The sequence below is a fragment of the Methylobacterium nodulans ORS 2060 genome (assembly GCF_000022085.1).
Lineage (GTDB): Bacteria > Pseudomonadota > Alphaproteobacteria > Rhizobiales > Beijerinckiaceae > Methylobacterium > Methylobacterium nodulans.
Genome location: NC_011894.1, coordinates 6,534,996 through 6,558,696, shown reverse-complemented (window position 1 = coordinate 6,558,696; position 23,701 = coordinate 6,534,996). Strand labels below are relative to the sequence as shown.

Sequence of the window (23,701 nt, the reverse complement as noted above, 5' to 3'; positions counted from 1 at the left end):
GAGTAAGTACCTCGACGGCGGCGCTTTGGGATGATTCACTCGGCTCATGGCCAAGGTGTTTCGCTCCTGGGACGTCGATCAGGGCTGGCTGCTGCCACCCTCGCTGCATGAGTTCGTGCCGCCCGGGCACATGGCGCACTTCGTGCGCGATACGGTGCGCGAGGCGCTCGACCTCTCAGCCATTCTCGACACCTACACCGAGGAGCGCGGCTACCCGCCCTACCATCCCGGCATGATGGTGGCCCTGCTCCTCTACGGCTACAGCCGCGGTCTGTACTCGTCGCGTCAGCTCGCCCGCGCCTGCGAGGAGCGGGTTGACTTCATGGCCGTGACCGGCCTGAACCGGCCCGACTTCCGCACCATCGCTGACTTCCGCAAGCGGCATCTGACGGCGCTCTCGGACCTGTTCGTGCAGGTGCTGCGGCTGTGCCGGGCGGCCGGGCTGGTCGGCTTTGCCCACGTGGCGGTGGACGGCACCAAGCTGAAGGCCAACGCCTCGCGCCACAAGGCGATGAGCTACGGCCGGATGAAGGCGGCCGAGTCGACGCTGGCCGCCGAGGTCGAGGCTTGGCTGGATCAAGCGCGCGAGGCCGACGCGGCGGAGGATCGGGCTCATGGGACCGACCATCGTGGCGACGAGACACCGGCCTGGATGGCCGACAAGCAGCGGCGGCTGGAGACGATCCGCGCCGCCAAGGCCGCGTTGGAGGCAGAGGCTGCCGATCCGCCCGATCCGGAGGACGAGGACGGGCCGGGGGCCTCGTCGGGCATGCGCTGGCAAGGTCGGCCCTTGCGGGGCGAGGACGGCGGTCCGCCCGACCGGGCGCAGCGCAACTTCACCGACCCGGACAGCCGCATCCTGCCCACGCGCGACGGGTTCGTGCAGGGCTACAACGGCCAGATTGCGGTTGATGCGGCCCATCAGGTGATCGTCGCGCATCGGCTCGTGACGAACCCCGCCGACTCGCGCGCTCTCGTGCCGCTCGTCGACGGCGTCTGCACCCATCTCGGGCGCAAGCCGCGGGAGGTCTCCGGAGATGCCGGCTTTGCCACCGAGGCGAACCTGGCCGCGCTGCAGGAGCGACGGATCACAGCCTATCTCGCTCCGGGCCGTGCCCGTCACGGCGAGGCGGATGCAGCAGGTCGCCGGAGGCTGACGAAGATGCCCCTGATGAGCGCGATGGCCGTCCGCCTGAAGCGGGCTGGGCGCCGGAGCCGTTACCGTCTCAGGAAGCAGGTCGTCGAGCCGGTGTTCGGGCAGATCAAGCAGGCCAGAGGCTTCCGACAGTTCCTGCTACGTGGGCTCGATCAGGTCCGCGGCGAGTGGGCGATGATCTGCACCGCCCATAACCTCCTGAAGCTGGCGCAGGCCGCGCGCTGAGCCTGTGGCGCAGGAGCCATCCGCCCAGATCTCAACCTTAGTCCCAACGCATCAAACCGTTACTCGGACGGGCTCCTAGACGTGTCACGTTGCGCCCTTCGACCTGCCGCAGATCGTGGAAGGTGGGCACCAAGCCGGTCAAGACCGAAAGGAGCAGGATCAAACCGGCGATCAGGGGCACACGCAGGTAGTGCGACAGCACCGAGAGGAAGGCTAGGAGCGAGACCGGCAGGCCGAGCATCAGGATTACGAAGAGGGCGCGGGGCGTCACGATTTCGACCAGCCACGGCCAGATGACGGCGATGACCCAGACGACGGCGAGCGAGAGCAGGAGGACGACCGCGATGACATCCCACCTCACGCTCGGCCCGCGTCGGCGGGCTTGACGTCCCGTCCGGGTGGCGAGGTCGAAGAACCAGAACGGGTTCGGCTCAATGAGCAGGCTTCCGCCCCCGCCGGTTACCAGGTCGTGGAGGTAGTCCCCCAATGGCTCACTACGAGACGCCGGATCGACAAGCCGTCTGCGGACGACCACGTAGGCCACGTAGGCCGCGGTCGCGGCGACCAGGAACCAGAGGAGCCGCCTCGGATCCGGAAGATCAAGCGCCCGCCGGGCGGCCGCGAGGTCCTGCGCCGCGCCCGTGATGCCCAGCCACACCGCGTAGATGCATAGCAGTCCGAGGATGCGCGGCACCCAGGCGGCGGGCAAGCGGTACCGTTCTATCAACTTCGCGAGCCTGGGATCTCCGGGCAGCATGACCTCTCCGGGCGCCGCCCAGGCCTGCTGCTCAAGAACCTTTCGCGCCGCATAATGGACGATCAGGGACCAGGCCAGAACCACGGCGAAGAACGCGGTCCAGTAGAGCCAGTAGGCCTGGATCTCCATGAACAGGTCACGTGCTGGGCTGGCGAGCGTGAAGAGGGCGATGCCCAGTCCCGCGCTTACGGCGCTTACCCTGCAGACCCACAAGACCCGCAGCCAACGCAGAACCACGTCCCAAGCGCGTGCAACCGCCGGGCGGGACACTTCGCGAGAGTAATCTGTGTCTTTGGGCATCGTGTCACCCTCTGGGTTGTTAGCCTAGTCTCCACTGGACCTTGGAGATGTACGCACGGCGGTCCTCTCGACAGCGTGGTGGCCGAACATCCGCCGCTTCATCAGCTTCAGCCGGATGATCTGGCCCTCGGTCTGGCTGTTCGACCACCCGCGCGAGGGGGGCGGCGAGGGGGACCAATCACGCGCACGCAGACACGGGACAACTATATAGTTTTCTACAAACATCGGGCCGTTGTCTCGACGATCAACCCTCCACCCCGCCAGTTCCGAGGATGGACATCAACCGGCGGGGGAAGGTGCAATCCAAGACACCTGATGACGCCCTGCAGCCCCAGCGGGACTGGACGGGGACCCCGACCCGTCCCGCCCGACTCTGCGGACCGGCGCCTCCCCGAAGGCCTCGTGTCCTGGAGCCGCCCTGCCCGATCGGTATGCCCGGCCCCAATCGCCTGATCCCGGTCGTTTAGGGCGACAACTCGGACGTGTGTGCCCCTCGCAAGCCGGTTGCTCCGTCTCGATATGGTCTTGAGCGAGACCTTAAGGTGCGTCGTGCCCCCAACCCGGTCTTAAGCGTGTCTAGAAGCTGCCGCCTCGTTGAAACTCCGGTTTATCTCTGAGTTAGGATCACTTTCTGCGACTGAGCAGCATGATATATCGTAAGTCGAGCGGAAGATAGTCCCGTGTTTCCTCAGTCCGGTATTAGTTTGGAGACCCGCACTGGCCGACCAAGACGGGCAGAGCCCGGAGTCAAAGGTCCATCTGTTCCTCTTGCCTCGGTTCATGTTCTGGCAAATCCATCATCTGGATAGGATTGGCATGATGTACGCGTGAGAGGCGACCTGCGATGAGGCCGCCCCGACAGGTCACTCTGCAGCTGCGAGCTGGGCGCCGGTCGCCGAGATACGGTCCACCAACGCGGCGAGCTCTGCTTGCTCGCCCGCCGTCAAGTCCGCCAACGGGCTGCGCACCGGACCGGAGTCTCGGCCGATCACCCGCATGCCGGCCTTGATGATCGACACAGCGTAGCCCTTCCGACGATTGCGGATCTGGATGAGGGGCAGGATGAACTCGCACAGACCCTGCGCCACCGCCTCGCGGTCGCGTCGCCGCACGCGCCGTCTTGGCCCCTACCGCCACGGCCCAGGCCTGCACGGAGAGGGAGTTCGGAGATAATGGACGACATCCGGTCAGTGAGATTAGGACATATCTCAAAGCATCAGCTCTAGCGAACCATGGCTGTCAAACGTAGTCTCAGTTGGTCCCACCAAAGCTCTACGAAGCTCGTCGCCCCGGTCGGCAAAGTGCTTATGGGCTGCCGGGACTCATAACAGCCTCTTGCTCCCGACCGGTGGGGCTTGCTCGCCGCCGTCTTCCAACTGTCTTCGCACCTCGTCCGGGATGGGTACCGACTTGACGCCCGCGTCTGCGAGCGAGTGCGCGGCCCACACGCGGGTCTCTTTGGCCTCCGCAAGGCAGATGTCCTCTCGCAGGAACCGATGGTTCACGGTCAGCGAACTCCGGCCTATCTTCTCGATCGTGATCTCATGCGTGACTATCTCGTGCAGGCGCGGCGGCTGGTGAAAGCTGATCGAGAACCCGACCGAGGGGATTCCCGCGACTGTCTCCTTGTCGATGCGGCCGTTAGGGTCGACCCCGATCGAGAGGAACAGGAAATTCAGGCCCTCAACCATCCAGCGCGCGTAGTGCGGAAAGAAGATGATGCCGGCCGGGTCACACTCGCTCCAGTGGAGACGCCGCTCGTAGCTGAACGTTTTCATCGCCTGTTCTCCTGGAACGGAGTAGTGGCAAGGCCTGAGCGGCCCGGCCTCGTATGACGGCGGGGCTCCGCGCGCTCATTTCTGCACCAGAGGGCACCCGCCCGCCTCTAGCGGCCGGAATGCATCCTCGCCCGGAATGGTCGTTAGCACGTTGAACACGTCCCAGGTGCTCTTCGACTGTTCGGGCGTCTTCACCTGAAGCAGGTACATGGGGTGGATCGCCCTCCCGTCCTGCCGCACGCTACCCTTCCCGAACAGCGGATCGTCGGTGGGCAAGGCCTTCATGGCACTGACAACGGCCTTGCCGTTCTCGGCGCTGCCGGCCTTGTCGACCGCCTTCAGGTAGTGAAGCACCCCCGCGTAAACGCCTGCCTGATGGTGGTTCGGCATGTCGCGCTTCGGATGACGAGCCGCAAACCGTTTGGCGAACTCCCGCGACGGATCACTCAGGTCCCAATACCAGGCGTTGACGGTCAGGATGCCCTGAGCCGTCTGCATACCAAGCGCCGGGACGTTGTTCAGGTCGAAGACAAGCCCGACCAGGCTCATCTGCTGCGTAAGCCCAAATTCCACGGCCTGCTTGATCGCGGTCGTCTCATCCGCACCGGCATTAGCCAAGCCCAGCACCTGCGCGCCCGAGCTCTGGGCGCGCAGCAGGAACGACGAGAAATCCGGGGTTCCGACCGGGTGGCGGGCCGTGCCGAGCACCGTGCCCCCGTCCTTCTGCACCTGTTCGCTGGCTTGCCGCTCGAGGTCGTGCCCGAAGGCGTAATCAGCCGTGAGGAAGAACCAATTCTTGCCTCCGCGCTGAACCACCGCATGGGCGATCGAGTGACCGAGGGACCAGGTGTCGTAAGTCCAATGAACCGTATTCGGAGAGCATTGGCGTCCGGTCAGTTCCGCGCTGCCCGCCCCTGATCCGATCAGGACCTTGTTCTTCTCGCGAGCGATATTGCTGACCGCAAGCGCAACGGCCGAGTTCGGAACATCGACGATGAGGTCGACCCCGTCGCGATCGATCCAGGCTCTCGCAATGTTGGCGCCGACATCTGTCTTGTTCTGATGGTCGGCGGAAACCACGTCGATCTTCCGGCCGGCGACCGTGCCGCCGTAATCCTCGACGGCCATCTGCGCCGCGATCACCGAGCCGATGCCCTGGAAGTCCGCATAGGGACCGGACTGGTCGTTCAGCACACCGATCCTGATCGATTTATCCTGGGCTGACGCGAGGCCGGGGAGCAACGTGCCCGCCAGAGCCAAGATCAAAACGGCTTTTCTCTTCATTGCAGGTCGCCACTTTTTATGATCGTGTTTCACGATAGCCTCTATGCAACGACATGACTTCACTCCGGGATTCCTTCTCGGCCTTGATGAGCCCCGGCTGCGGGAGGTCACTTGACCAGGTATGCGTCATAGACGACGGCCTTGCCGAGGCGCATGGCGTAGCCAACGCCGATCGCTCGATTGAGCCAGCTGTACTTCTGCGAGGCCGTCTTGAAGGTCATGGTGAGGCGGAAGCTGTACTTGTTCGGGTCGACCGGGTTGCCCTTGGCCACCTCTGCCAGCACCTCCGAAGGGCCGTAGCGGTAGCCCTTGGTCTGAAGGTAGATGAGCGAGCCGTCGTTGGCTTTCAAAAGGCAGCGCGTGTCGATGATCGCCAGGCCGTCGGCCGTGACGACCTGCCAATCGGCGCCATTGTTCAGGATCTCGCCGTTGAGCAGCGGCCCCGAGAACGTTCCCCCGGTGATCGGGATGATGCGCCGGGCGCCGAGATCGCTCGTTTTGCCCAGCTCCCAGACGGGCGCTTCCAGGTCGACCGTGAAGCGGGCCATGTATTCGAGCTGAGGCTTCGGGGGCTCGAAGCCGCCGGTGTCGGTTGCCGATGCAGCACGGGGCGCTCCGGCCACCCCGAGGACCATCACGGCGGCCAGACCGGCCTTCCTGAAGAACTGCATGACTTCCTCCCGTATCCGGCTTGGCGCGCCAAACAGGCGCCCTCCGGGCGCAAGGCTATGGCCGGTGCCACTCAGGCGCGTGGGACGGTGGGCAGCCCGAGGATCTCGCGCGCCTCGGCCGACGAGGCGACCTCGCGGTCGAGCTCCTTGATGATCCGCACTGTGCGGGCGACAAGCTGCTCGTTGGTGGCGAGCGTGCCACGGCTGTAGTAGTTGTTGTCCTCGAGCCCCACCCGGACGTGGCCGCCCAAGAGGATGGCCTGCGTGGTGGCGGGCAGCTGCGCCGGCCCGATCGCCGACACGCAGAAGATCGACTGCGGCGGCAGGAGGCGGATCATCGCTGCCAGGATATCGTGGCTATACGGCATCGCCCCTTGGAAGCCGCGGTCGGCGCCGAGCACCATGTTGATGTAGTAGGGCGGCTTGTCGTAACCTTTCTGAATCAGCCGCGTCACGTCTTGGAGGATGTGCTGCGGGCCGAACACCTCCCATTCCGGCTTGATGCCTCTCTCCTGCATGCGCTTGGCCAGGGCCTCGCAGCGCGAGGGCGTGGTGATCACCACGATCTCGCGCCCTCCATGCACGTCCGCGAAGGTCATGCCATCGAACGTCGCCATCTCGGCCCCGGCTTCGCAGCCTTTCAGCCGCTCCTCGAAGCTCGACTCGAACAGCCCGTCCGGGCGCGGCACCAGCATGTCGCCGGAGGAGCCGCCGCCGGTGGAGTTGTTAATGATGATGTCGCAGCGCTCACGGATGCGGGCGTTGATGTCGCGGTAGATGTCGGCGTTGCAGGTGGCCTCGTCGTCGGGCCGGCGGGCGTGCAGGGCCGCAATGGCAGCCCCCTCCTTCCAGGACTTGTGCACGCTCTCCGCAATCTCCTCGGGCTGGGTGGGCAGGTTCGGGTTCTGCGCCTTCGACGCCATGCCGCCGGTCGGCGCCACCGTCACGATCACCTTGCCTTCACTCACCATGATCTCCTCCCTGAATGTGGTTTGGTGGAGCAGCGTCGCTGATGCTTGGCGGCCAGGCCCTGGCGTCAAACCTGGCCTTTTTCTTCGCGGTCTTCGCGCGCCTCGCGGCGGAGCGCGATGCGGTCGAGCTTTTGAGTGCCCGTCATCGGCAGGACGTCGACAATTCTGACCTCGGCCGGACACTTGTAGCCGACCAGATGCTCGGCGCAGTGCCGGGCGATCTCCGCCTCAGTTAAGGTTTCGCCCGCCAGGGGCGCCACGAATGCGATCAGGCGCTCGCCCGCGGTGCGCGCGTCCGGCGCGCCGACCACGCCGACGCCGCCGACCTTCGGATGGGTGTGGATCACCTCCTCGACCTCGCGTGGGAAAACGTTGAAGCCCTTCACGAGCACCACGTCCTTCTTGCGGTCGGTGATGAACAGGAAGCCGTCCGGGTCGAGGTGGCCAATGTCGCCGGTGTGGATGAAGCCGTCGCGCAGGGTTTGGGCGGTCTCGTCCGGACGGTTGCGGTAGCCGGTCATCATGTGCGGGCCCTGCACCCTCACCTCGCCACGCTCGCCCGGCGCCAACACGCGGGTACCGGTCTCAAGATCCACGATCTGGATCGTGTTGCAGGGGATTGTCTTGCCGACCGAGCCCGGCCGGATCCCTGAAAGGTCCGTGGTGCCACTGATCGGCGCCATCTCGGTCATGCCGTAGCCCTCGTGAATTTCGACCCCGGTCGCCCGGCGCCAGCGCTCTAGAAGCTCAACTGGCATAGGTGCGCCGCCGGCCGGGCACACGCGCAGGGCGGACAGGTCAGCCCCGACGAGGTTTTTGGCGGCGAGCAGCCCGGCGTAGATCGCCGGCGGTCCGCCGCCGAACACCGTCACCCGGTGGCAGGTCATGAGCTCGATCACGTGCTCCGGCTGGAAGCGGTCTGGGATGACGGTCTCAGCGCGAGCCGAGACCGGAGCGAGCACGCCTCCAAGGAAGCCGTAGATGTGCGTGAAGGGCGCGATCGGGAGGAACACCTCGCCCTGTATGCGGGTCGGCCACATGTATTCCGTGCAGCGCGTCGCGATCACGAGCCGCTCGTGGGTGTGCTCCACCGCCTTGGAGAGGCCGGTTGTTCCTCCCGTGAACAGCAGGGCCGCGACCGCGTCAGGCTTCGCTTCAGGGCGGTCGAGCGGCACCTCAGGTTCGGCTGCCAAAGCTGCAACCGTGACCTCGTCCCCGAGCGAGATAACCGTCGGGATGTCGAGTCGTTCGCCAATTTCCAGGACCAGATCCCGCGTCTGAGGCGAGCAGACCACCGCGCGCGGTGCTACGTCTCGCAACAGCGGCTCGAGCTGGGCCCTGGGGTAGAGGGGGTTGAGCAGCGCCGGGACGACCAGCGCCTTCAGGGTCGCGAAGTAGGCAATGCAGAACTCGATGGAGTTGGGCAGGACTAGCGCGACGACGTCGCCGCGATCCGCGGCTGCCACGAGGCGCCGGGCCAGCGCCTGCACGGCCCGCCTCTCCTCCTGGTAGGTGATGGAGCTCCCAAGATGACGGAGTGCCACCGTATCCGGTGCGGTGATGACCGTGTGATTGAAGATGGCCGAGACAGTCGCGACATCGGGCCGTGGCTGGCCAAGGCCGTGCAGGGGAAGAACCACGCTCGTCATTCAATCGTCCTCCCCTTCCCGCTTGCCTCATCAGGGCAGGTCTTTCGCTGTTGTTTTCAGCTGAAGGAGGGCGAGCAGCACCCTGTCGCGCTGCCGGACCAACTCGCCCTGGTCGCGCAAGGCAAGTTCATCCGCGACGCCGTCCGCCACTTGAGTTGCCAGCCCAGCATTCACGGACACGTGGCCGAGGTCACGCCACATGCCCTCGGTCGCGGCCCAGAGCGGCTTGTCGAACAGGGCGCCGATGCCGCCTGCGCCGCCCGACAGGTGCAAGTTGACGAAGGGGCCGAGGAGCGCCCAGCGCAGACCCGGCCCGTGGGCGATGGCGGCATCCACGTCGGCCACGCTGGCGACGCCGGCCGCCACCAGATGGAACGCCTCCTGCCAGAGGGCCGCCTGGAGCCGGTTGGCCACATGGCCCTTGATCTCCCGGCGCAGGTGAATTGGGTGCTTGCCGATGGCGCGATAGAAGCCGAGCGCCAGCTCGACGGCCAATGCCGAAGTCGCCTGCCCGCCGGCCACCTCCACGAGCGGGATCAGGTGCGGTGGGTTGAAGGGGTGGCCGAGCACCACGCGCTCTGGATTGCGGGTGCAGGCACCCTGGAACTCGCTCACCATGATGGTCGAGGAGCTGGTGGCCAGGATGGTGTCGAGCGGGGCGGCGGCGTCGAGACGGCGGAAGAGATCCTGCTTCAGGTCGAGCCGCTCGGGACCGTTCTCCTGCACGAAGTGCGCGTCCGCGACGGCCTCCTCGGGGGTGGCCGTGAAGCACAGCCGGTCGAGAGAGGCACCGGGCGCCAAGCCCATGGCCTCCATCGCCGGCCAGTGCGCCCGCACCGTGGCGCGTAAGTTCGCCTCGGCGCCGGGCGCCGGATCGGTTGCTGTCACGTCGAGGCCCCGGGCCAGGAAGGCGGTGGCCCAGCTCGCCCCGATGACCCCTGTGCCGATGACGGCCACGCGCTCGATCGCGGATCCGCTCATTGCACGACGCTCCCCTCCTCCCTCGCCCTTCCGGAAATGGCCTGCCAACCCTGGCGCACGTGTCGTCCCGCAGAAACGGGCGATGCGGGTCCGTTAGGTCTCCGAGGGTCCAGTCACCTTGGCGCCGCGCTTCTCCACGAAATCGGCCAGGCGCGCGGCGGCCTCCGGGCCGGTCTGGGCAAGCGCTGCCATCATGCTTTCGACGAACAGCCCGTCCTCCTCCGCCATGTCCTGGATGCGCGGCAGCGCTTGTAGAACGCCGAGCACGGTGAGCGGCGCCATCGCGGCCACCTTGGCGGCGAGTTCGCCCGCCTTGTCCTGGGCCGCGCCAGCTTCAACCAAGTAGTTGACCAGGCCGGCGCGCTCGGCCGCCGCTGCGTCCAGAACCCGGCCGGTGAGCATCATGTCCATCATGCGTGAGGCGCCGAGCAGGCGGGCGACATGCACTGAGGCGCCGCCGCCCACGTAGATGCCGCGCTGCCCCTCCGGCAGGGCGAAGAAGACCGAAGGGTCGGCCACCCGCAGGTGACAGGCGGCGGCCAATTCCAGCCCGCCGCCGACCGTCGCGCCATGCAGCGCCGCGATCGCCGGGATTCGGCCGCGGCGGAGGACCGAGAAGGCTGCATGCCAGGAGCGCGAATGATGGAACACCTCCGCCGCCTCACGGGCGCGGTGCTCGGCCAAGTCGAGTCCGGCGCAGAAGCACGGGCCGTGGCCGAACACCACCAGCGCGCGGGCGTCGTGCTGCGCACGGCGCACGGCGGCCTCAAGCTCAGAGAGCAGCGCGTCGTTGATGGCATTGCGCTTGAGCGGCCGGTTGAGGCCGATCCAGGCTACGCGCTCACGCAGTTCGTAGCTGACTGCTCCCTCAGCGCTCATGTGTTCCTCCCGACCGAATCAGTCAGGTCTATTTATGGACGATCCATAAATCTTGGAGCCAACCCGCGCAAGTGCAACCGCCTTCAGGGCCCAGCTTGAGTGAAGAGTCGTTCGCGAATACCAGAGCAGGAACAGTCAGCGCCGCAGGAACTTGCGCAGCAAGGCCACAAACCACTCACGTTCCGTGGAGGTAAGATGCTCCATCAAGCGTGCATCGGTCTCCCGGTGGATCTGCTCCATTTCCCGCCAAGCCTCGGCGCCTGCCTCGGTGATGTGGAGCAGACTGGCGCGCATTTCCGATGCGTCGGTCTTCCGCTGCACGTACCCTGCAGCGGCGAGCATGTTCACGAGCGCGGCGACGTTCGACGGCTTCATCCGCAACTCCTCGCCGATAGTGCCCGGGCGCACGCCCGGATTAGCAGCGATGAGAGCGAGGACGGAGAACCCGGCGGGCGTGACGCCAAGGCCTGCGAAGCTTCGATAGAACTCGTCGAAGGTTCGTAGCTGGGCGAGTCTCAGCAGGAAGCCCGGGCTGTTCGCCAGGGGCGAGGAGAGGTCACCGCTCTCATCGTTCGTCGCTGTCTGGCGGAACGAAGCGGTTCTGGCACGACGTGGCTTCCGCATATTCAGGCGTACCGGGCAATGGGTTGGGTCGAAAGAGAGCCGGATTGCTGTAGAGTTGATAGGATGCGCTCGGGACTGAAACTGCTCACCTGGCAGGCAAAGAGCTTTAAGGGATCTGGAGAGCCTTCATATTTATGCATCGCTCAGTCCGATACTGGGCCGGGGTGTGACGCCAGCCTGGCCTCGTATGCCGCCTCGAAGCGAGGCCGATGAGATGACAGGCGTGACGCATCAGTCCCCACCGACTTCGACGCAAGGCAATGATATTATTACGGTGCAACCCATCGAGAAGGTCTCGGAGGCGAGATGCCTGAGGCCGCCCATCGAGCAGGTCCGGCTCGGCGCGGTCACAGCCAGCGATGCACTGGTCGCCGTTCACGCAGCAGCCATGAACCCGTCCGACGTCAAGACTGCGCTTGTCCTGATGCCCTACGCCGCGTTCCCAGCATGAATTCCTCTCGTTTGTCCGTCGTCAGATGATTTGAGACGGTTTGCGACGCTCAGGAGCGGAGGCTCTGGTCCATCTGGGTTGAGAAGTTAGGCAGCCTGCGCGTGGTGGCGCAAGCGGCGATCGGTGAGGGTCTGGCGTTTGATGCGCGCCCGCTCGCGCAGGATCGCCTCGCCGCGGCCGAAGTAGACGTCGGCCGGCGTGAGGTTGCCGAGGCTTTCGTGAGCCCGGACGTGATTGTAGTGCTCGACGAAGGCAGCGACCCGCGCCTCCAGTTCGCTGGGCAGGTAGGCGTGTTCGAGCAGAATGCGGTTCTTGAGCGTCTGATGCCAGCGCTCGATCTTGCCCTGGGTCTGAGGATGGCGCGGGGCCCCGCGGATGTGGGGCATGCCGCGACTGCCGAGCCATGGGGCCAAGTCACCGGCGACGTAGCTCGATCCGTTGTCGGTCAGCAGCCGCGGCCGATGCACGACCTGCACCTGATCGAGCCCGGCGGCGCTCAGCGCCAGGTCGAGCGTGGCGGTGACGTCGCTGGCCTGCATCGTGGCGCAGAGCTTCCAGGCCACGATGAAGCGTGAGTAGTCGTCGAGCACCGTCGACAGGTAGTACCAGCCCCAGCCGACCACCTTCAGGGAGGTGAAGTCCGTCTGCCAGAGCTGGTTGGGGGCCGTGGTCGTGTCGCGGAACTCGTCGGCCGCCGTGACGACGATGTAGGCCGGGCTGGTGATCAGGTCCTGTGCCTTGAGCAGACGGTAGACCGTCGCCTCCGAGACGAAGTACTGCCGCTCGTCGGTGAAGCGCACCGCCAGCTCGCGTGGGCTGAGTTCCGGCTGCTCCAGCGCGAGGGCGACGATCTGCTCGCGGACCTCCTCGGGCAGACGGTTCCAGACCCGGCTGGGCCGAGAGGGTCGGTCGGCCAGGGCCTCGGGTCCACCGCGCTGGTAGGCGTCGTACCAGCGGTAGAAGGTGGCGCGCGGGATGCCGAGCTTCTCCAGGGTGCGGCGCACCGGCAGGTGGGACTGCTCGACCAGCCGGATGATCTCCAGCTTCTCAGGGGCCGGGTACCTCATGCCCCGTCCTCCCCAGCCCCGCTCATGCTTTTTTTGAGCAGGCGGTTCTCCAGCGTGAGATCGGCCACAACCTCCTTGAGCGCGCTGGCCTCGCGCCGCAGGTCCTTGACCTCATCGGCGGTGGCAGCGCGGGCCGTGTCGCCGGCCAGCCGCCGCTTGCCAGCCTCCAGAAACTCCTTGGACCAGCCGTAGTACATCGAGGTGGCGATGCCTTCACGCCGGCACAGCTCGGCGATGCTGTCCTCGCCGCGCAGGCCCTCCAGCACGATGCGGATCTTCTCCTCGGCCGAGAACGGCCGGCGCGTGGCGCGGCGGATGTCCTTGATCACCGCCTCTGCCGGCTTCCGCGCCGGCCCGGATGTCTGCTTCATCTTCGCTCCTGGGGGCTACGATGAACCAGCCATCCTCCGGTCGTGAAAGGCCCCAAGCTGTCTCACGGGCGCTGACGGCGGACAGGGGTATACCTCAACGGGCAGGAATGAAGTCAGCTGATGGGGCGCGCAGCAGGACCCCGAGCTGCACCTGAACAGACCACATCCCGCATGGTTGATTGCACGAGCTCCACTCGGCCAGCGCTGCTGCGCCTCACAGGAAAGACGCACATTGGCTGGCAATCTCCTGCTCTTGCTCTGGTTGGCTCTGGTCATCGTGGGGATCGGCGCCATGCAATGGGGCGCCTCGCGCGCCTCAGACGCTCTTGATGCCTATGCCGGCCGCGCCGGCATGCGGGGCACAGTGACGGGCGCGCTGCTCGGCATAGCCACCGCATCCCCAGAGATCTCCGTCAACATCGTCAGTGTCGCGTTCGGATGGCCTGACCTGGGGCTTGGGGCTGCGCTGGGCTCCAACGTTCCGGCACTGCCACTCATCATCCTGCTCTCATGGCTGTCACTCCGCTCGGCTCACAAGCTGGGGAAAGCCGCTCAGGCTCCCGCGCTGAAGCCGACCTCGGTCGGTGCTGCGGCAGGCGAGCCGCCCCTGCCTGTCGTCGCACCGACCGCGGTGGAGGTGCAGGCCCTACCCTACCTGCTCATTGTCCTACTGCTTGCGGCGCTCACGCTGCCACCCCGATGGGCAGGCCTGCAGCCACTCGATGGGCTCCTGCTACTAGCAGCTTGGGGCGTGTATCTCGCCCGTGCGTTGCTGCGTCCGCGCAAAGCTCCAGCGCAGCCCCACCCCGCCAACAAGGCCCCGATCACCCGCGCACTCCTCGGTGTGCCTGCCATCGCCTTGGGAGCGCTGGCCAGTGTTGTGGCCGCGCGGTGGTTGGGGGACGCATTCGGGGCCTCGGACTTGGTGGTCGGGTTGTTTGTCATCGGCCTGCTCTGTGCCTTGCCGGAGAGCTTCGCCGCTTGGCGCCTTGCTCGCGAGGGCAAGACCACCACTGCAGTCTCCACCGCCATGGCCGACGGCATCGTTTCACTGACCGTTGCGCTGGTCCCGCCCGCCTTGATTGGAGCTGCGGTTGGTGATCCGGCGCTCTACCTTGTGAACCTCACCTTCCTCGCCTTCGTGTTGCTGGCCTACATCACGTTCAACCATTTCCGGCGAGGGCAGGAACTCGGACCAAGTCGCGTTTCGCTCTTCGTGGGCGCTTACGCTGTTTACCTTGCAGCTGTGGTTTATCTTCTATCGCGGTGAATACCGTGGGCCCATGTGGTGGCCCCCGAGAGCACTGAGCCGCGGATAGGATCGCGTCCCACCCCTGCAGACATTCTTCTTCGTGCTGCCCGCGGAGGTATTCCCCAACGGACAAGCTGAGGCATGCTCGGAGCGCATGCTTGTTCCGGTAGGCTCTTGGAAGCTCCGCGAAGCACGAGCCCTGCTTCAGATGCTGGAGAGCAGCCTCGCGCAATGGCATGCGCACCGGCAGCTGATCCTCCACGGCATCGCGCGGGCGCCACACCCTGCGCGATAGCGGCTGATCCCGTGCTGCATCCACCAGAGCTATTCGTGCGTTCACATGCACAGCTGAACAGTCACACGCGGTCTGAATACCTCCTCCTCCAGTAGCGGGGGATTGATCTCGATTGAGGAGGCGTGATGCCCGATCACGAGCAGATCATGAAGCGCCAGCGCGTGCTGGCTGATTTCGGCGAGTTCGCCCTGCGCAGTCAGAACCTCGATGAGGTGCTCACCGAGGCCTGCCGCCTCGTCGGTGCGGCGCTCGGAACCGATCGGGCCAAGATCCTGGAGATCCAGGAGGAGGGGCGATGCCTGTTCGTGCGGGCCGGTGTCGGCTGGGATCCTGGCATCGTCGGGCAGCTCCGCCTGCCCATGCGCGAGCGCTCCTCCGAGACCTACTCGATCAAGGAGGGCAAGCCCGTCATCACGCAGGACATCGCCAAGGAGGAGCGCTTCGACGTCCCCGAGTTCATGCGAAAGGCCGGCGTGGTTGCACTGGCCAACGTGCCGATCTTTCTGCCCGGCGGCAAAGCCTACGGTCTCCTGCAGGTGGACGCGACCGAGCCGCGCGAGTTCGGCAACGAAGATACCGAGTTCCTGCGCACCTACACCATCATCCTCGGCCCGGTGATCGATCGTCTGCACACGGTGGGCACTCTGCGCACGACTGAGGAGCGCTTCCGGCTCGTGGTCGAGAACGCACGCGACTACGCAATCTTCGTCACTGATCCCGAGGACCGGATCATCGACTGGTACTCGGGCGCCGAGACCGTGTTCGGCTGGACAGCCGAGGAGATCGTTGGGCAGCCCGGCAGCATCCTGTTCACGCCGGAAGATCAGGAGGCCAACGAGCCCGAGCGGGAGATCGAGACAGCGCGCCGGGAAGGCTCTGCGCCGAACATGCGCTGGCACCTCCGCAAGGACGGCTCGCGCGTGTTCATCGAGGGCTCCCTGACTACGCTTCACCATCTGGACGGATCGCCGCGCGGGTTCCTCAAGATCGGTCAGGACGTCACCGAACGCCGCGAGGCCGACGAGGCCCTGCGCGAGAGCGAGGCGCGCTTCCGGGCCGTCGCCAACCTCGTTCCGGACGTTCTCTGGAGCAGCGATCCGGCTGGCCAGGTGACGTGGTTCAACGAGCGCTGGTTTGCCTACACGGGTCAGTCCCGCGAGGCGGCAGAGGGCTACGGCTGGCTCGATGCCGTCCACCCGGAGGATCGTAAGCGGTGCCTTGACGACTTCCGAGCCCTGATGAAGCAGGGACAGCCGTTCAGCCGAGAGCTCCGTATCCGGAGCGCTGATGGGCAGTATCGCTGGTTTCTAGGCCGCGCTGAGCCCGTCCGCGATGATGCGGGACGCACGACGCAGTGCTTTGGCGCTGCCACCGACATCGACGCCCTGCGCCAGCTTCAGGAGCAGCAGACTGTCGTCGTCGCCGAGCTGCAGCACCGCACCCGCAACCTCATCACGGTCGTGCGCTCGATCGCGCAGCAGACGCTGGCAACCAGCCCCTCACTCGAGGCGTTCCGGACGCAGTTCAACGACCGCTTGGCCGCGCTGTCGCGTGTTCAAGGCCTGCTCTCTCGTGCGGATCAAGAGCCGGTGACCATCCGGGCCTTGATCCAAACGGAGCTGGATGCGCTCGGGGCTGCAGGCATGCAGGAGCGCATCGTGCTGGATGGCCCTCCTGTGGCCCTGCGCAAGGACAGTGTGCAGACCTTCGCGCTGGCCTTGCACGAGCTGGCCACCAACGCCCGCAAGTACGGCGCGCTCAGCAACGAGCAGGGCCGGCTCACGGTGACATGGCGGGCTCATGTACCCGAGGGTGGAGGTCGGCGGGTCGTTCTGCACTGGGTGGAGAAGGGCATCAGTCATTCTTCGGAGGATCAGAGCCCGATCCGACGCGGCTATGGGCGCGAGCTGATCGAGCGGGCGCTGCCTTACGCCCTGCAGGCCAAGACGAGCTACGAACTGGGCGAGAGCGAGCTGCGTTGTTCCATCGATCTGCCGCTCACGGAGCGCGTCAAGCAGAGTGGTAGCCGATGACCTCAGCCACAAACCCACTTGCTGGCCGCCGGGTGCTGGTGGTGGAGGACGAGTACTTCATCGCCGACGACCTGCAGCGTCAGTTCGAGGAGTGCGGGGCCGAGGTGCTGGGCCCGGTGCCGCGCGTGGAGGAGGCGCTGGCGCTGATCGCGGCGACGCCGCAGATCGATGCAGCGGTGCTCGACATCAACCTGCAGGATGAGATGGTCTACCCTGTCGCGGATGCGCTGCAGGCGCGAGGCGTGCCGTTCATCTTCGCCACCGGCTACGAAAAGACCGCGATCCCGGCCCGTTACGCAGGCGTGCGCCACTATGAGAAGCCCTTCGAGGTCGCTTGTATCGCCCAGGTGCTCTTCGCCTGAGTGCCACTCCAGAACACCCCACAGCAGTCAACCTCCGTATACACCTGCCGCCCTGTCAAGCAGGGCAGATTGTCCGTTCAGGTATACCGCAGCGGACAGCAGCGGACGGGGTTTCAGCACCGTCCGCTAGGGTTGATTTCGGTCTACGGACACGCCTTCATACGGACACCGTCACTACGGACGGTTTCTGGGCATGTCGCAGACCATCCTCTACGTTCGCGTCAGCACCTCCGAGCAGACCGCTGCGCACCAGCGGACGCAGGCTGAGCAGGCGGGCTTCCGGATCGATCACGTCGTGGCGGATGAGGGGATGAGCGGCGTCAGCACCCGGCTCGCCGATCGCCCGCAGGGCCGCCGGCTCTTCGACATGCTGCGCCGGGGCGACACCCTCGTGGTCCGATGGGTGGACCGGCTCGGCCGGGACTACGCCGACGTGTGCGAGACCATCCGTGCCTTCATGGCGCGCGGGGTCGTGGTGCGAACCGTCATCAACGGCCTGACGTTCGACGGCGCCACGCAGGACCCCATGCAGATGGCGGTCAGGGACGCGCTGATCGGCTTCATGGCCGCGACAGCGCAGGCGCAGGCCGAGGCGACGCGCGAGGCCCAGCGGGCCGGTATCGAGCACGCCAAGGCCCGGGAGGATGCCTATCGCGGTCGCAAGCCGTCCTACAGCCGCGATCAGCTCGACATCGTCCGCAGCATGCTTGCGCAGGGGGTGGGTGCGTCCACCATCGCGCGGGCTACCGGCCTATCTCGGCAGACCATCTACCGGATCTACAAGGACCCGGCCGAGGCCGAGACCATCTTGGCCCGTTGGGCGGCTTGATGCCGTTTCGTTCGTATCCGGACCATCCCATCTCGAGCGAGGTGACCGACCATGGCGAAGTACCCGGCGACTGCGAAACCTCCCGCTCCGCGGCAGCCGAGCGAGCGTGAGAAGCGGACGATCCAACGCGCTCGGGAGCGGCAGAAGAAGCGTCCGGTGGCGCTCGCCTTCACGATGGAGATCGGCGAGGACGGGACCACACCGGTGCTCGGCGCACCCCATGCCGACGAGGTCGGGTATCGCCTGCACAGGCTCGAGACCTTCGGGACGACGTCCGACGCCTTCAGCGCGCACGCAATCGGCTGGCTCGGAGCGGCCATGCATCAGCGCGGCGCGAGCCATCCGACCCAGGATGCATTGAATGCTGCCCTTGCTGCATTCAATGCCTTCGCCCCTCGGGACGAGGTCGAAGCGTTGCTCGCACTCCAGGCCGTCGCGACGCATGAGGCCGCAATGTCAATGCTGATGCGGGCCAAGGCAGCGGACGACCTGACCGTGATGGAGCGATGTGGCGCACTCGCGACCAAGCTCCAGCGGACCTTCGTTGCCCAGATCGAGGCGCTCGCCAAGCTACGCCGGGGCGGCGAGCAGACGGTCCGTGTCGAACACGTCCACGTTTACCACGGCGGCCAGGCGGTCGTTGGCGCCGTCACCACCCCGGGGGGCGGGGGATCTCTCGAAAACGGACATCAAGCCTATGGACCTGTCGACCAACGAGCCCTCGCAGTTGCGCCTGGCGCGCCGCTGCTGCGCCAAGACCCGGCGCGGGACGGAGTGTCAGTCGCCCGCGATGAAGGGCAGGAAGCGATGCCGCATTCACGGCGGGGCAGTGGGAAGCGGCGCACCGCGCGGTAGTGCGAACGGCCGCTTTCGGAATGGTTTGCGGTCGGCGGAAATGATCGCCTTGAGGCGGCAGATCAGGGAGTTGTTGCGAAGCGCTCGGGCGACCCTCGCGGATCTTACCTAAATCTGTCGAGCTGGATCCCATCTTCTGTAATCGGGCCCCTTACGTCAAGCGCAGGAGGACGCAACGCCCCCTAGTCCCGACCGAAAGGCGGATGCGAACTCCTCCGAGGCGACCTGATCCGCGATGGCGCGAAGCACCTGCGCTGAGGCTGGGCCGAGGAGGGTTTCCACGCGACGGTTGGCCGCCGACCAAAGCAGGATGCCTTCATCTAAGCGCTTCCGTCCGAGCGCCGTCAGGGTAGCGCGCTTGGAACGCCTGTCCTGCGCGTCCGGCCGGAGCTCGACGAGGCCATCCCGCACCAGAGGGCGCAGAGCGTGCGTCAGCGCCGAGATGCCGACGGCGAGTTGCTCCGACAACGACAGGATGGTCGGGCCGCCCTCACCGCCGAGCTCGGCGATCCGCCACATCAGCAGGAGTTGCGTTCCTTTCAGCCCGGTCGGCGCGAAGGCCTCGTCATAAAGAGCGCCAAGCTGACGGGTCGCGCGCCTCAGCGCGTTGTTCGTGCAGGGAAGCGCGTCTACGGCGGCGAGGCCGTCTTCGGCTGAGGCTCCGGTCATCGGTGTCGTCATCCTCCTAAAATAGTTGAGGGCAAAACCATTGCAAAGGTGGTCGCCCCCGGCTAGATGGTTGAGCACTCAAGTATGAGATCGAGGTAGGGAAACGTTCATCATGCCCCCCACAATCGGCCGTGCCCATGGCAAGGTCGCCCTCGTAACGGGGGCTTCCTCAGGCATAGGAAAAGCAACCGGACGCGCACTCCTGAACGCCGGTTATCGCGTGCTTGGCACGAGTCGGAAGGCTCAAGACGGCGACGCGCTCGACGGGATCGAGATGGTGCGCTGCGACGTCACCTCCGATGAGTCCGTGAACACCGCGGTCGAACGCGTGCTGGCCCGGTCAGGTCAGATCGACCTCCTCGTGAACAACGCAGGCGTGGGCATCCATGGCGCGGCCGAGGAATGCTCGATGGCGGCCGTCCACGCGCTGTACGACACCAACGTCTACGGCGTGCTGCGCATGACCAACGTAGTGCTACCCGCCATGCGACGGCAAGGCTCCGGCCGCATCATCAACATCAGCTCCATCCTCGGCCTGATCCCAAGTCCCTTCGGTGCCCATTACGCGGCCACTAAACATGCACTGGAGGGCTACTCGGAGTCGCTCGACCACGAGGTGCGCACCTTCGGCATCCGCGTCATCCTGATCGAGCCCGCCCTGACGAAATCCGGCTTCGAGCAGAGCATGTCCGCGCCTGACAGACCTCTGCCCGTCTATGAGGACGGACGCGCGAATGCCGCCCGTTGGCTCTCGGAGGGCATGAAGCTGGCGGACACAGCCGCTTCAGTCGGCGAGACGGTCGTCCGGGCGGCCCAGGCGTCCAGGCCCGGTGCGCGATACACCTCGGGCAAGATGGCCGGCCGCCTCGCGCTGCTCCGCCGCTTCGCACCCGCCTCGATGTTCGACAAAGCTTTGCGGAAGGACATGCGGCTGTCCTGACGGGACGCCGCCGTTTCCGGAAACCTGCCCAAGCTCAATCGCAAGGACCAGCCATGAAGGCGTTCGGCATCGACCGCTACAAGAGCAAGGAGGGGTTGGTTGCACGCGACATACCCGTTCCGGAGGTCGGGGACGGGGACGTCCTCGTCGAGATCCACGCCGCGAGCGTGAACCCTCTGGACGCCAAGCTCGGCGACGGTGAGTTCAAGCTGATCCTGCGCTACCGGATGCCCCTCGTCCTCGGACATGACCTGGCGGGCGTAGTCGTCCGGGTTGGCTCATGCGTGCAACGGTTCAAAGTCGGCGACGAGGTCTACGGCCGGGCCGCGGACGGGCGGATTGGAACATTCGCGGAGTTCATCGCGGTGAACGAGGCCGACTTGGCCCTGAAGCCGAAGACGCTGACGATGGAGGAGGCGGCCGGGGTCCCGCTGGTCGCGCTGACCGCTTGGCAGGTTCTCGTCGAAGAGGCGAGACTGCAGCCGGGTCAGAAGGTGCTCATCCAGGCAGGGTCCGGCGGTGTCGGAACGATTGCCATTCAGCTCGCCAAGCATCTCGGCGCAACCGTCGCGACGACGGCGGGCACGTCGAACGTCGCGCTTGTGAAGAGCCTCGGAGCCGACATCGTCGTGGACTACAGGCGGGACAGCTTCGAGAAACTCCTCAGTGATTTCGATGTCGTCTTTGACACGCTCGGCGGAAAGACGCTCGAAAAGTCGCTGACCGTACTCAAACCTGGTGGGCGGCTTGTCGGGATTGCCGGTCCGCCTGACCCTCGCTTCGCGGAGCAACTTGGCCTGGCGTGGCCCCTGAAGCTCGTCATGCGCCTCCTCAGCCGAGGCATCCGCAAGAAGGCGGACCGGCGCGGCGTCAGCTATTCGTTCCTGTTCATGAGGGCGAACGGCGACCAGCTTCGCAAGATCGCCGAGCTCATCGATGCTGGTGCCGTCCGGCCGGTTATTGATCGAGTCTTCCCGTTCTCGAAGACCCGGGAGGCACTCGGTTTTGTCAAAGCTGGCCGCTCGAAGGGCAAAGTCGTCATCACTATGAAATAGTGGTACGGCGCAAATCACGAAGCGCCCATGCGCGGTGTCGCTGTCAAACTGCTCGGTGAGGCTGCGGAAGTGCACGTCCTGGCGGCGCAGGCCGTCGATGGTGCGCATCATCTCGACCAGCGAGCGGCCGAGCCGATCGAGCTTCCAGACCACGAGCACGTCGTCGGGGCGCAGGAAGGCCAGGGCCGCCTCGAACTCGGGGCGCTTAGTGCCAGCCTTGCCGGACTTCTTCTCCTCGAAGAGGCGCTCTCAGCCGGCCTTGTCAGGGCGTCGCGCCGGAGGTCAAGGTTCTGGTCCTGGGTGGAGACGCGGGCGTAGCCGACGAGCATGTCAGGATAGTGCCGCATCAAGATATTCCTGACAGTTGTTTTCCTGACACGGTTTCCTGACATCCGCCGCCGCGTCGCGCTCTCGCGTCAAGCGCGTCAGCGGAGATGGCTTTTCGCGCTGTCAGGAAAACGGCCGGACACTGTTGGCGAATTCCGGGGGGTGCTGGGTGTAGGCTGACCGTCCCGCTCGGAGGTCGCTCATGTCGCTCCGGCCGCACCACCCACTCCCACCGGTCCCTGAGGACACCGCCCGGGTGGCCCAAACCGCGTTCCGGCGCGGCAACCCCTACCTGCTCCTGCGCACGCGGCTCGGCACAATCTTCGCTGATGCCGCGTTCGCCGACCTCTATCCCGCACGCGGCCAGCCCGCCTACGCGCCCTGGCGCTTGGCCCTGGTCACGCTCTTGCAGTTTCGGGAGAGCATGAGCGATCGCCAAGCCGCCGAGGCGGTCCGGGCGCGGATTGACTGGAAGTACCTGCTGGGACTTGATCTGGCCGATCCCGGCTTCGACTACAGCGTCCTGTGCGAGTTCCGCGGTCGGCTGCTGCAGCACGAGGCCACCGGGCGGCTGCTGGCCCGCATCCTCGATGCCGCGCGCGACCAGGGCGTGCTCAAGGCGCGCGGGCGCCAGCGCACCGACAGCACCCACGTGCTCGCCGCGGTGCGCGACCTCAACCGGGTCGAGCTGTTGGCCGAGACGCTGCGGGCGGCTCTCAACGCGGTCGCGGCCCTCGCCCCCGACTGGCTGCGCCGTGTCGCCCCGCCCGACTGGCACGAGCGCTACGATCGCCGCATCGAGGATGCGCGACTGCCGGAGACCGGCCCCAAGCGCGAGGCCTACGTGCTGCAGGTCGGGGCGGACGGCTACCGCCTGCTCGACGCGCTGGATGGCGCGAGCGCGCCGCCACTCGCTGTCGCCTTGCCTGCCGTGGCCGTGCTGCGCCGGGTATGGGCGCGGCACTTCGAGCGCGCAGGGGACGGAAGTCCACCCGCCGGCACCAGCGTCCGGCTGCGCCCGGTGCAGGGACGCGGGCCCGGCGACCGGGTCGAGTCGCCCTACGACGTCGAGGCGCGGTTCCGGGCCAAGTCTGGAACGGAGTGGACCGGCTACATGGTCCACCTGACCGAGACCTGCGACCCCGACCTGCCTCGGTTGGTCGTTCACGCCGACACCACTCCGGCCAATGTGCATGAGGCGATGCGCACCGGCGTGATCCATGCCGCCCTGGCGGGCCTGGATCTGATCCCCTCCGAGCACCTGGTCGACGCGGCCTATATCAGCGCCGAGCATCTGGTCGCGGCGCACGAGCGGCACGGCATCGCCCTGATCGGCCCCGCGCGGTCGAACCAGAGTTGGCAGACGCGTGAGGAGGGGGCGTTCCACGTCACGGACTTCGCGGTCGACTGGGAGCGCTGTCGCGTGTGCTGCCCCGAGGGCCGCGAGAGTACGAGTTGGGGCACGTACAGGGACAAGGTGAGCGGACGCGCGTTCATACGCGCAGGCTTCAGCCCCGCCGTCTGCCGCGTGTGTCCAGCCAAGCCGCGGTGCACCCGGGCGGGGAGCCGCCGGCTCAGCCTGCATCCGCGTGCGGAGCACGAGGCGCTGGCGGCCGCGCGGATGCGGCAGGAGAGCGAGGAGGGCCGGCAGCTCTACGGGCAGCGACAAGGCATTGAGGCGACGATCGCGCAGGGCGTGCGGAGCTTCGGCTTGCGCCGAGCGCGCTATCGCGGACTGGCGAAGATGACCCTGCAGAGCGTGGCGACGGCGGCCGCTCTCAATCTTGATCGTCTCGCCGCTTGGTTCTCGCACCGCCCGCTGGCCCCCACGCGCACCTCACGCTTCGAGGCTCTCGCTGCATAGCGGCCGAATTCGCCAACAGTATCCGGCCGTTTTCTTTACATTGGTCAGATCGCCTT

General features: G+C 66.2%; 22 protein-coding genes and 2 pseudogenes. 11 read left to right on the top strand and 13 right to left on the bottom strand.

The window, feature by feature from the left end; genetic code table 11:
- Nucleotides 1-46: 46 nt before the first annotated feature.
- The gene (locus MNOD_RS30515; protein ID WP_012631034.1) at nucleotides 47-1,381 is read left to right on the top strand and encodes an IS1182-like element ISMno38 family transposase; all 1,335 of its coding nucleotides are present in this window, start codon (nucleotides 47-49) and stop codon (nucleotides 1,379-1,381) included.
- A 37-nt stretch (nucleotides 1,382-1,418) separates the two neighbouring features.
- Here MNOD_RS30515 and MNOD_RS30510 read toward each other — a convergent pair whose 3' ends face one another.
- From MNOD_RS30510 to MNOD_RS30465, 10 genes and pseudogenes are all read right to left on the bottom strand, one after another.
- On the bottom strand, nucleotides 1,419-2,267 hold the full coding sequence (locus MNOD_RS30510) for a hypothetical protein (RefSeq protein ID WP_157091597.1): 849 nt from the start codon (nucleotides 2,265-2,267) through the stop codon (nucleotides 1,419-1,421).
- 1,034 nt (nucleotides 2,268-3,301) lie between these two features.
- Nucleotides 3,302-3,550: pseudogene (locus MNOD_RS30505) on the bottom strand (5-dehydro-4-deoxyglucarate dehydratase); the annotation flags it as partial.
- A 210-nt stretch (nucleotides 3,551-3,760) separates the two neighbouring features.
- Nucleotides 3,761-4,216: an acyl-CoA thioesterase gene (locus MNOD_RS30500; protein ID WP_015932815.1), complete on the bottom strand. Its 456-nt coding sequence runs from the start codon at nucleotides 4,214-4,216 to the stop codon at nucleotides 3,761-3,763.
- 75 nt (nucleotides 4,217-4,291) lie between these two features.
- Nucleotides 4,292-5,500, bottom strand: a complete 1,209-nt coding sequence (locus MNOD_RS30495) for an ABC transporter substrate-binding protein (RefSeq protein WP_015932814.1) — start codon at nucleotides 5,498-5,500, stop codon at nucleotides 4,292-4,294.
- Between the two features lie 107 nt (nucleotides 5,501-5,607).
- Entirely contained in the window at nucleotides 5,608-6,171 is a 564-nt protein-coding gene (locus MNOD_RS30490; protein WP_043749713.1) for a DUF3237 domain-containing protein, read from the bottom strand.
- A 71-nt stretch (nucleotides 6,172-6,242) separates the two neighbouring features.
- Nucleotides 6,243-7,142: a beta-keto acid cleavage family enzyme gene (locus tag MNOD_RS30485; RefSeq protein ID WP_015932812.1), complete on the bottom strand. Its 900-nt coding sequence runs from the start codon at nucleotides 7,140-7,142 to the stop codon at nucleotides 6,243-6,245.
- A 65-nt stretch (nucleotides 7,143-7,207) separates the two neighbouring features.
- The gene (locus tag MNOD_RS30480; protein WP_015932811.1) at nucleotides 7,208-8,791 is read right to left on the bottom strand and encodes a class I adenylate-forming enzyme family protein; all 1,584 of its coding nucleotides are present in this window, start codon (nucleotides 8,789-8,791) and stop codon (nucleotides 7,208-7,210) included.
- A gap of 30 nt (nucleotides 8,792-8,821) precedes the next feature.
- Entirely contained in the window at nucleotides 8,822-9,772 is a 951-nt protein-coding gene (locus MNOD_RS30475; RefSeq protein WP_015932810.1) for a 3-hydroxyacyl-CoA dehydrogenase NAD-binding domain-containing protein, read from the bottom strand.
- Between the two features lie 93 nt (nucleotides 9,773-9,865).
- A complete protein-coding gene (locus MNOD_RS30470; protein WP_015932809.1) occupies nucleotides 9,866-10,651 on the bottom strand; it encodes a crotonase/enoyl-CoA hydratase family protein in 786 nt (261 codons plus the stop codon).
- Nucleotides 10,652-10,786: 135 nt separating this feature from the next.
- Nucleotides 10,787-11,275 (bottom strand): MarR family winged helix-turn-helix transcriptional regulator, encoded by a 489-nt coding sequence (locus tag MNOD_RS30465; protein WP_015932808.1) that lies wholly within the window; start codon nucleotides 11,273-11,275, stop codon nucleotides 10,787-10,789.
- A 214-nt stretch (nucleotides 11,276-11,489) separates the two neighbouring features.
- Here MNOD_RS30465 and MNOD_RS47285 point away from each other — a divergent pair, with 214 nt between their 5' ends.
- Nucleotides 11,490-11,726, top strand: coding sequence for a hypothetical protein (locus MNOD_RS47285; protein ID WP_015932807.1), 237 nt, complete (start codon nucleotides 11,490-11,492; stop codon nucleotides 11,724-11,726).
- Nucleotides 11,727-11,812: 86 nt separating this feature from the next.
- Here the strand turns inward: MNOD_RS47285 and MNOD_RS30460 are convergent.
- Nucleotides 11,813-13,164, bottom strand: a protein-coding gene (locus MNOD_RS30460) for an IS3-like element ISMno31 family transposase (protein ID WP_076611540.1) whose coding sequence is annotated in 2 segments (ribosomal slippage) — nucleotides 11,813-12,828 and nucleotides 12,828-13,164 — 1,353 coding nt in all. Because the reading frame shifts where the segments join, the coding sequence is not laid out codon by codon here.
- A 232-nt stretch (nucleotides 13,165-13,396) separates the two neighbouring features.
- Here MNOD_RS30460 and MNOD_RS30450 point away from each other — a divergent pair.
- From MNOD_RS30450 to MNOD_RS50140, 6 genes are all read left to right on the top strand, one after another.
- The gene (locus tag MNOD_RS30450) at nucleotides 13,397-14,434 is read left to right on the top strand and encodes a sodium:calcium antiporter (RefSeq protein ID WP_015932804.1); all 1,038 of its coding nucleotides are present in this window, start codon (nucleotides 13,397-13,399) and stop codon (nucleotides 14,432-14,434) included.
- 402 nt (nucleotides 14,435-14,836) lie between these two features.
- The gene (locus MNOD_RS30445) at nucleotides 14,837-16,744 is read left to right on the top strand and encodes a PAS domain S-box protein (protein WP_015932803.1); all 1,908 of its coding nucleotides are present in this window, start codon (nucleotides 14,837-14,839) and stop codon (nucleotides 16,742-16,744) included.
- On the top strand, nucleotides 16,741-17,106 hold the full coding sequence (locus MNOD_RS30440) for a response regulator (protein WP_015932802.1): 366 nt from the start codon (nucleotides 16,741-16,743) through the stop codon (nucleotides 17,104-17,106). The genes MNOD_RS30445 and MNOD_RS30440 overlap by 4 nt, the downstream gene beginning before the upstream one ends.
- Before the next feature lie 193 nt (nucleotides 17,107-17,299).
- Nucleotides 17,300-17,935 carry a recombinase family protein gene (locus MNOD_RS30435; RefSeq protein ID WP_015932801.1) on the top strand — a complete coding sequence of 212 codons (636 nt, stop codon included), beginning with the start codon at nucleotides 17,300-17,302 and terminating at the stop codon, nucleotides 17,933-17,935.
- Between the two features lie 51 nt (nucleotides 17,936-17,986).
- Entirely contained in the window at nucleotides 17,987-18,790 is an 804-nt protein-coding gene (locus tag MNOD_RS30430) for a hypothetical protein (protein ID WP_015932800.1), read from the top strand.
- The gene (locus MNOD_RS50140; protein WP_280113435.1) at nucleotides 18,726-18,902 is read left to right on the top strand and encodes a hypothetical protein; all 177 of its coding nucleotides are present in this window, start codon (nucleotides 18,726-18,728) and stop codon (nucleotides 18,900-18,902) included. Before MNOD_RS30430 ends, MNOD_RS50140 begins: the two co-directional genes overlap by 65 nt.
- Before the next feature lie 44 nt (nucleotides 18,903-18,946).
- Here the strand turns inward: MNOD_RS50140 and MNOD_RS30425 are convergent, their stop codons facing one another.
- Nucleotides 18,947-19,471 carry a MarR family winged helix-turn-helix transcriptional regulator gene (locus tag MNOD_RS30425; RefSeq protein ID WP_043749710.1) on the bottom strand — a complete coding sequence of 175 codons (525 nt, stop codon included), beginning with the start codon at nucleotides 19,469-19,471 and terminating at the stop codon, nucleotides 18,947-18,949.
- A gap of 112 nt (nucleotides 19,472-19,583) precedes the next feature.
- Between MNOD_RS30425 and MNOD_RS30420 the strand changes: the two genes are divergently transcribed.
- Nucleotides 19,584-20,399, top strand: coding sequence for an oxidoreductase (locus MNOD_RS30420; RefSeq protein ID WP_425277520.1), 816 nt, complete (start codon nucleotides 19,584-19,586; stop codon nucleotides 20,397-20,399).
- Nucleotides 20,400-20,452: 53 nt separating this feature from the next.
- Nucleotides 20,453-21,454: an NADP-dependent oxidoreductase gene (locus MNOD_RS30415; protein ID WP_015932797.1), complete on the top strand. Its 1,002-nt coding sequence runs from the start codon at nucleotides 20,453-20,455 to the stop codon at nucleotides 21,452-21,454.
- A 12-nt stretch (nucleotides 21,455-21,466) separates the two neighbouring features.
- Here MNOD_RS30415 and MNOD_RS44355 read toward each other — a convergent pair.
- Nucleotides 21,467-21,783 (bottom strand): annotated as a pseudogene (locus MNOD_RS44355) (recombinase family protein); the annotation flags it as partial.
- Nucleotides 21,784-21,983: 200 nt separating this feature from the next.
- On the opposite strand from MNOD_RS44355, the gene MNOD_RS30405 reads away from it, so the two are divergent.
- Nucleotides 21,984-23,645 (top strand): IS1182-like element ISMno10 family transposase, encoded by a 1,662-nt coding sequence (locus MNOD_RS30405; RefSeq protein ID WP_012631283.1) that lies wholly within the window; start codon nucleotides 21,984-21,986, stop codon nucleotides 23,643-23,645.
- Nucleotides 23,646-23,701: the final 56 nt, after the last annotated feature.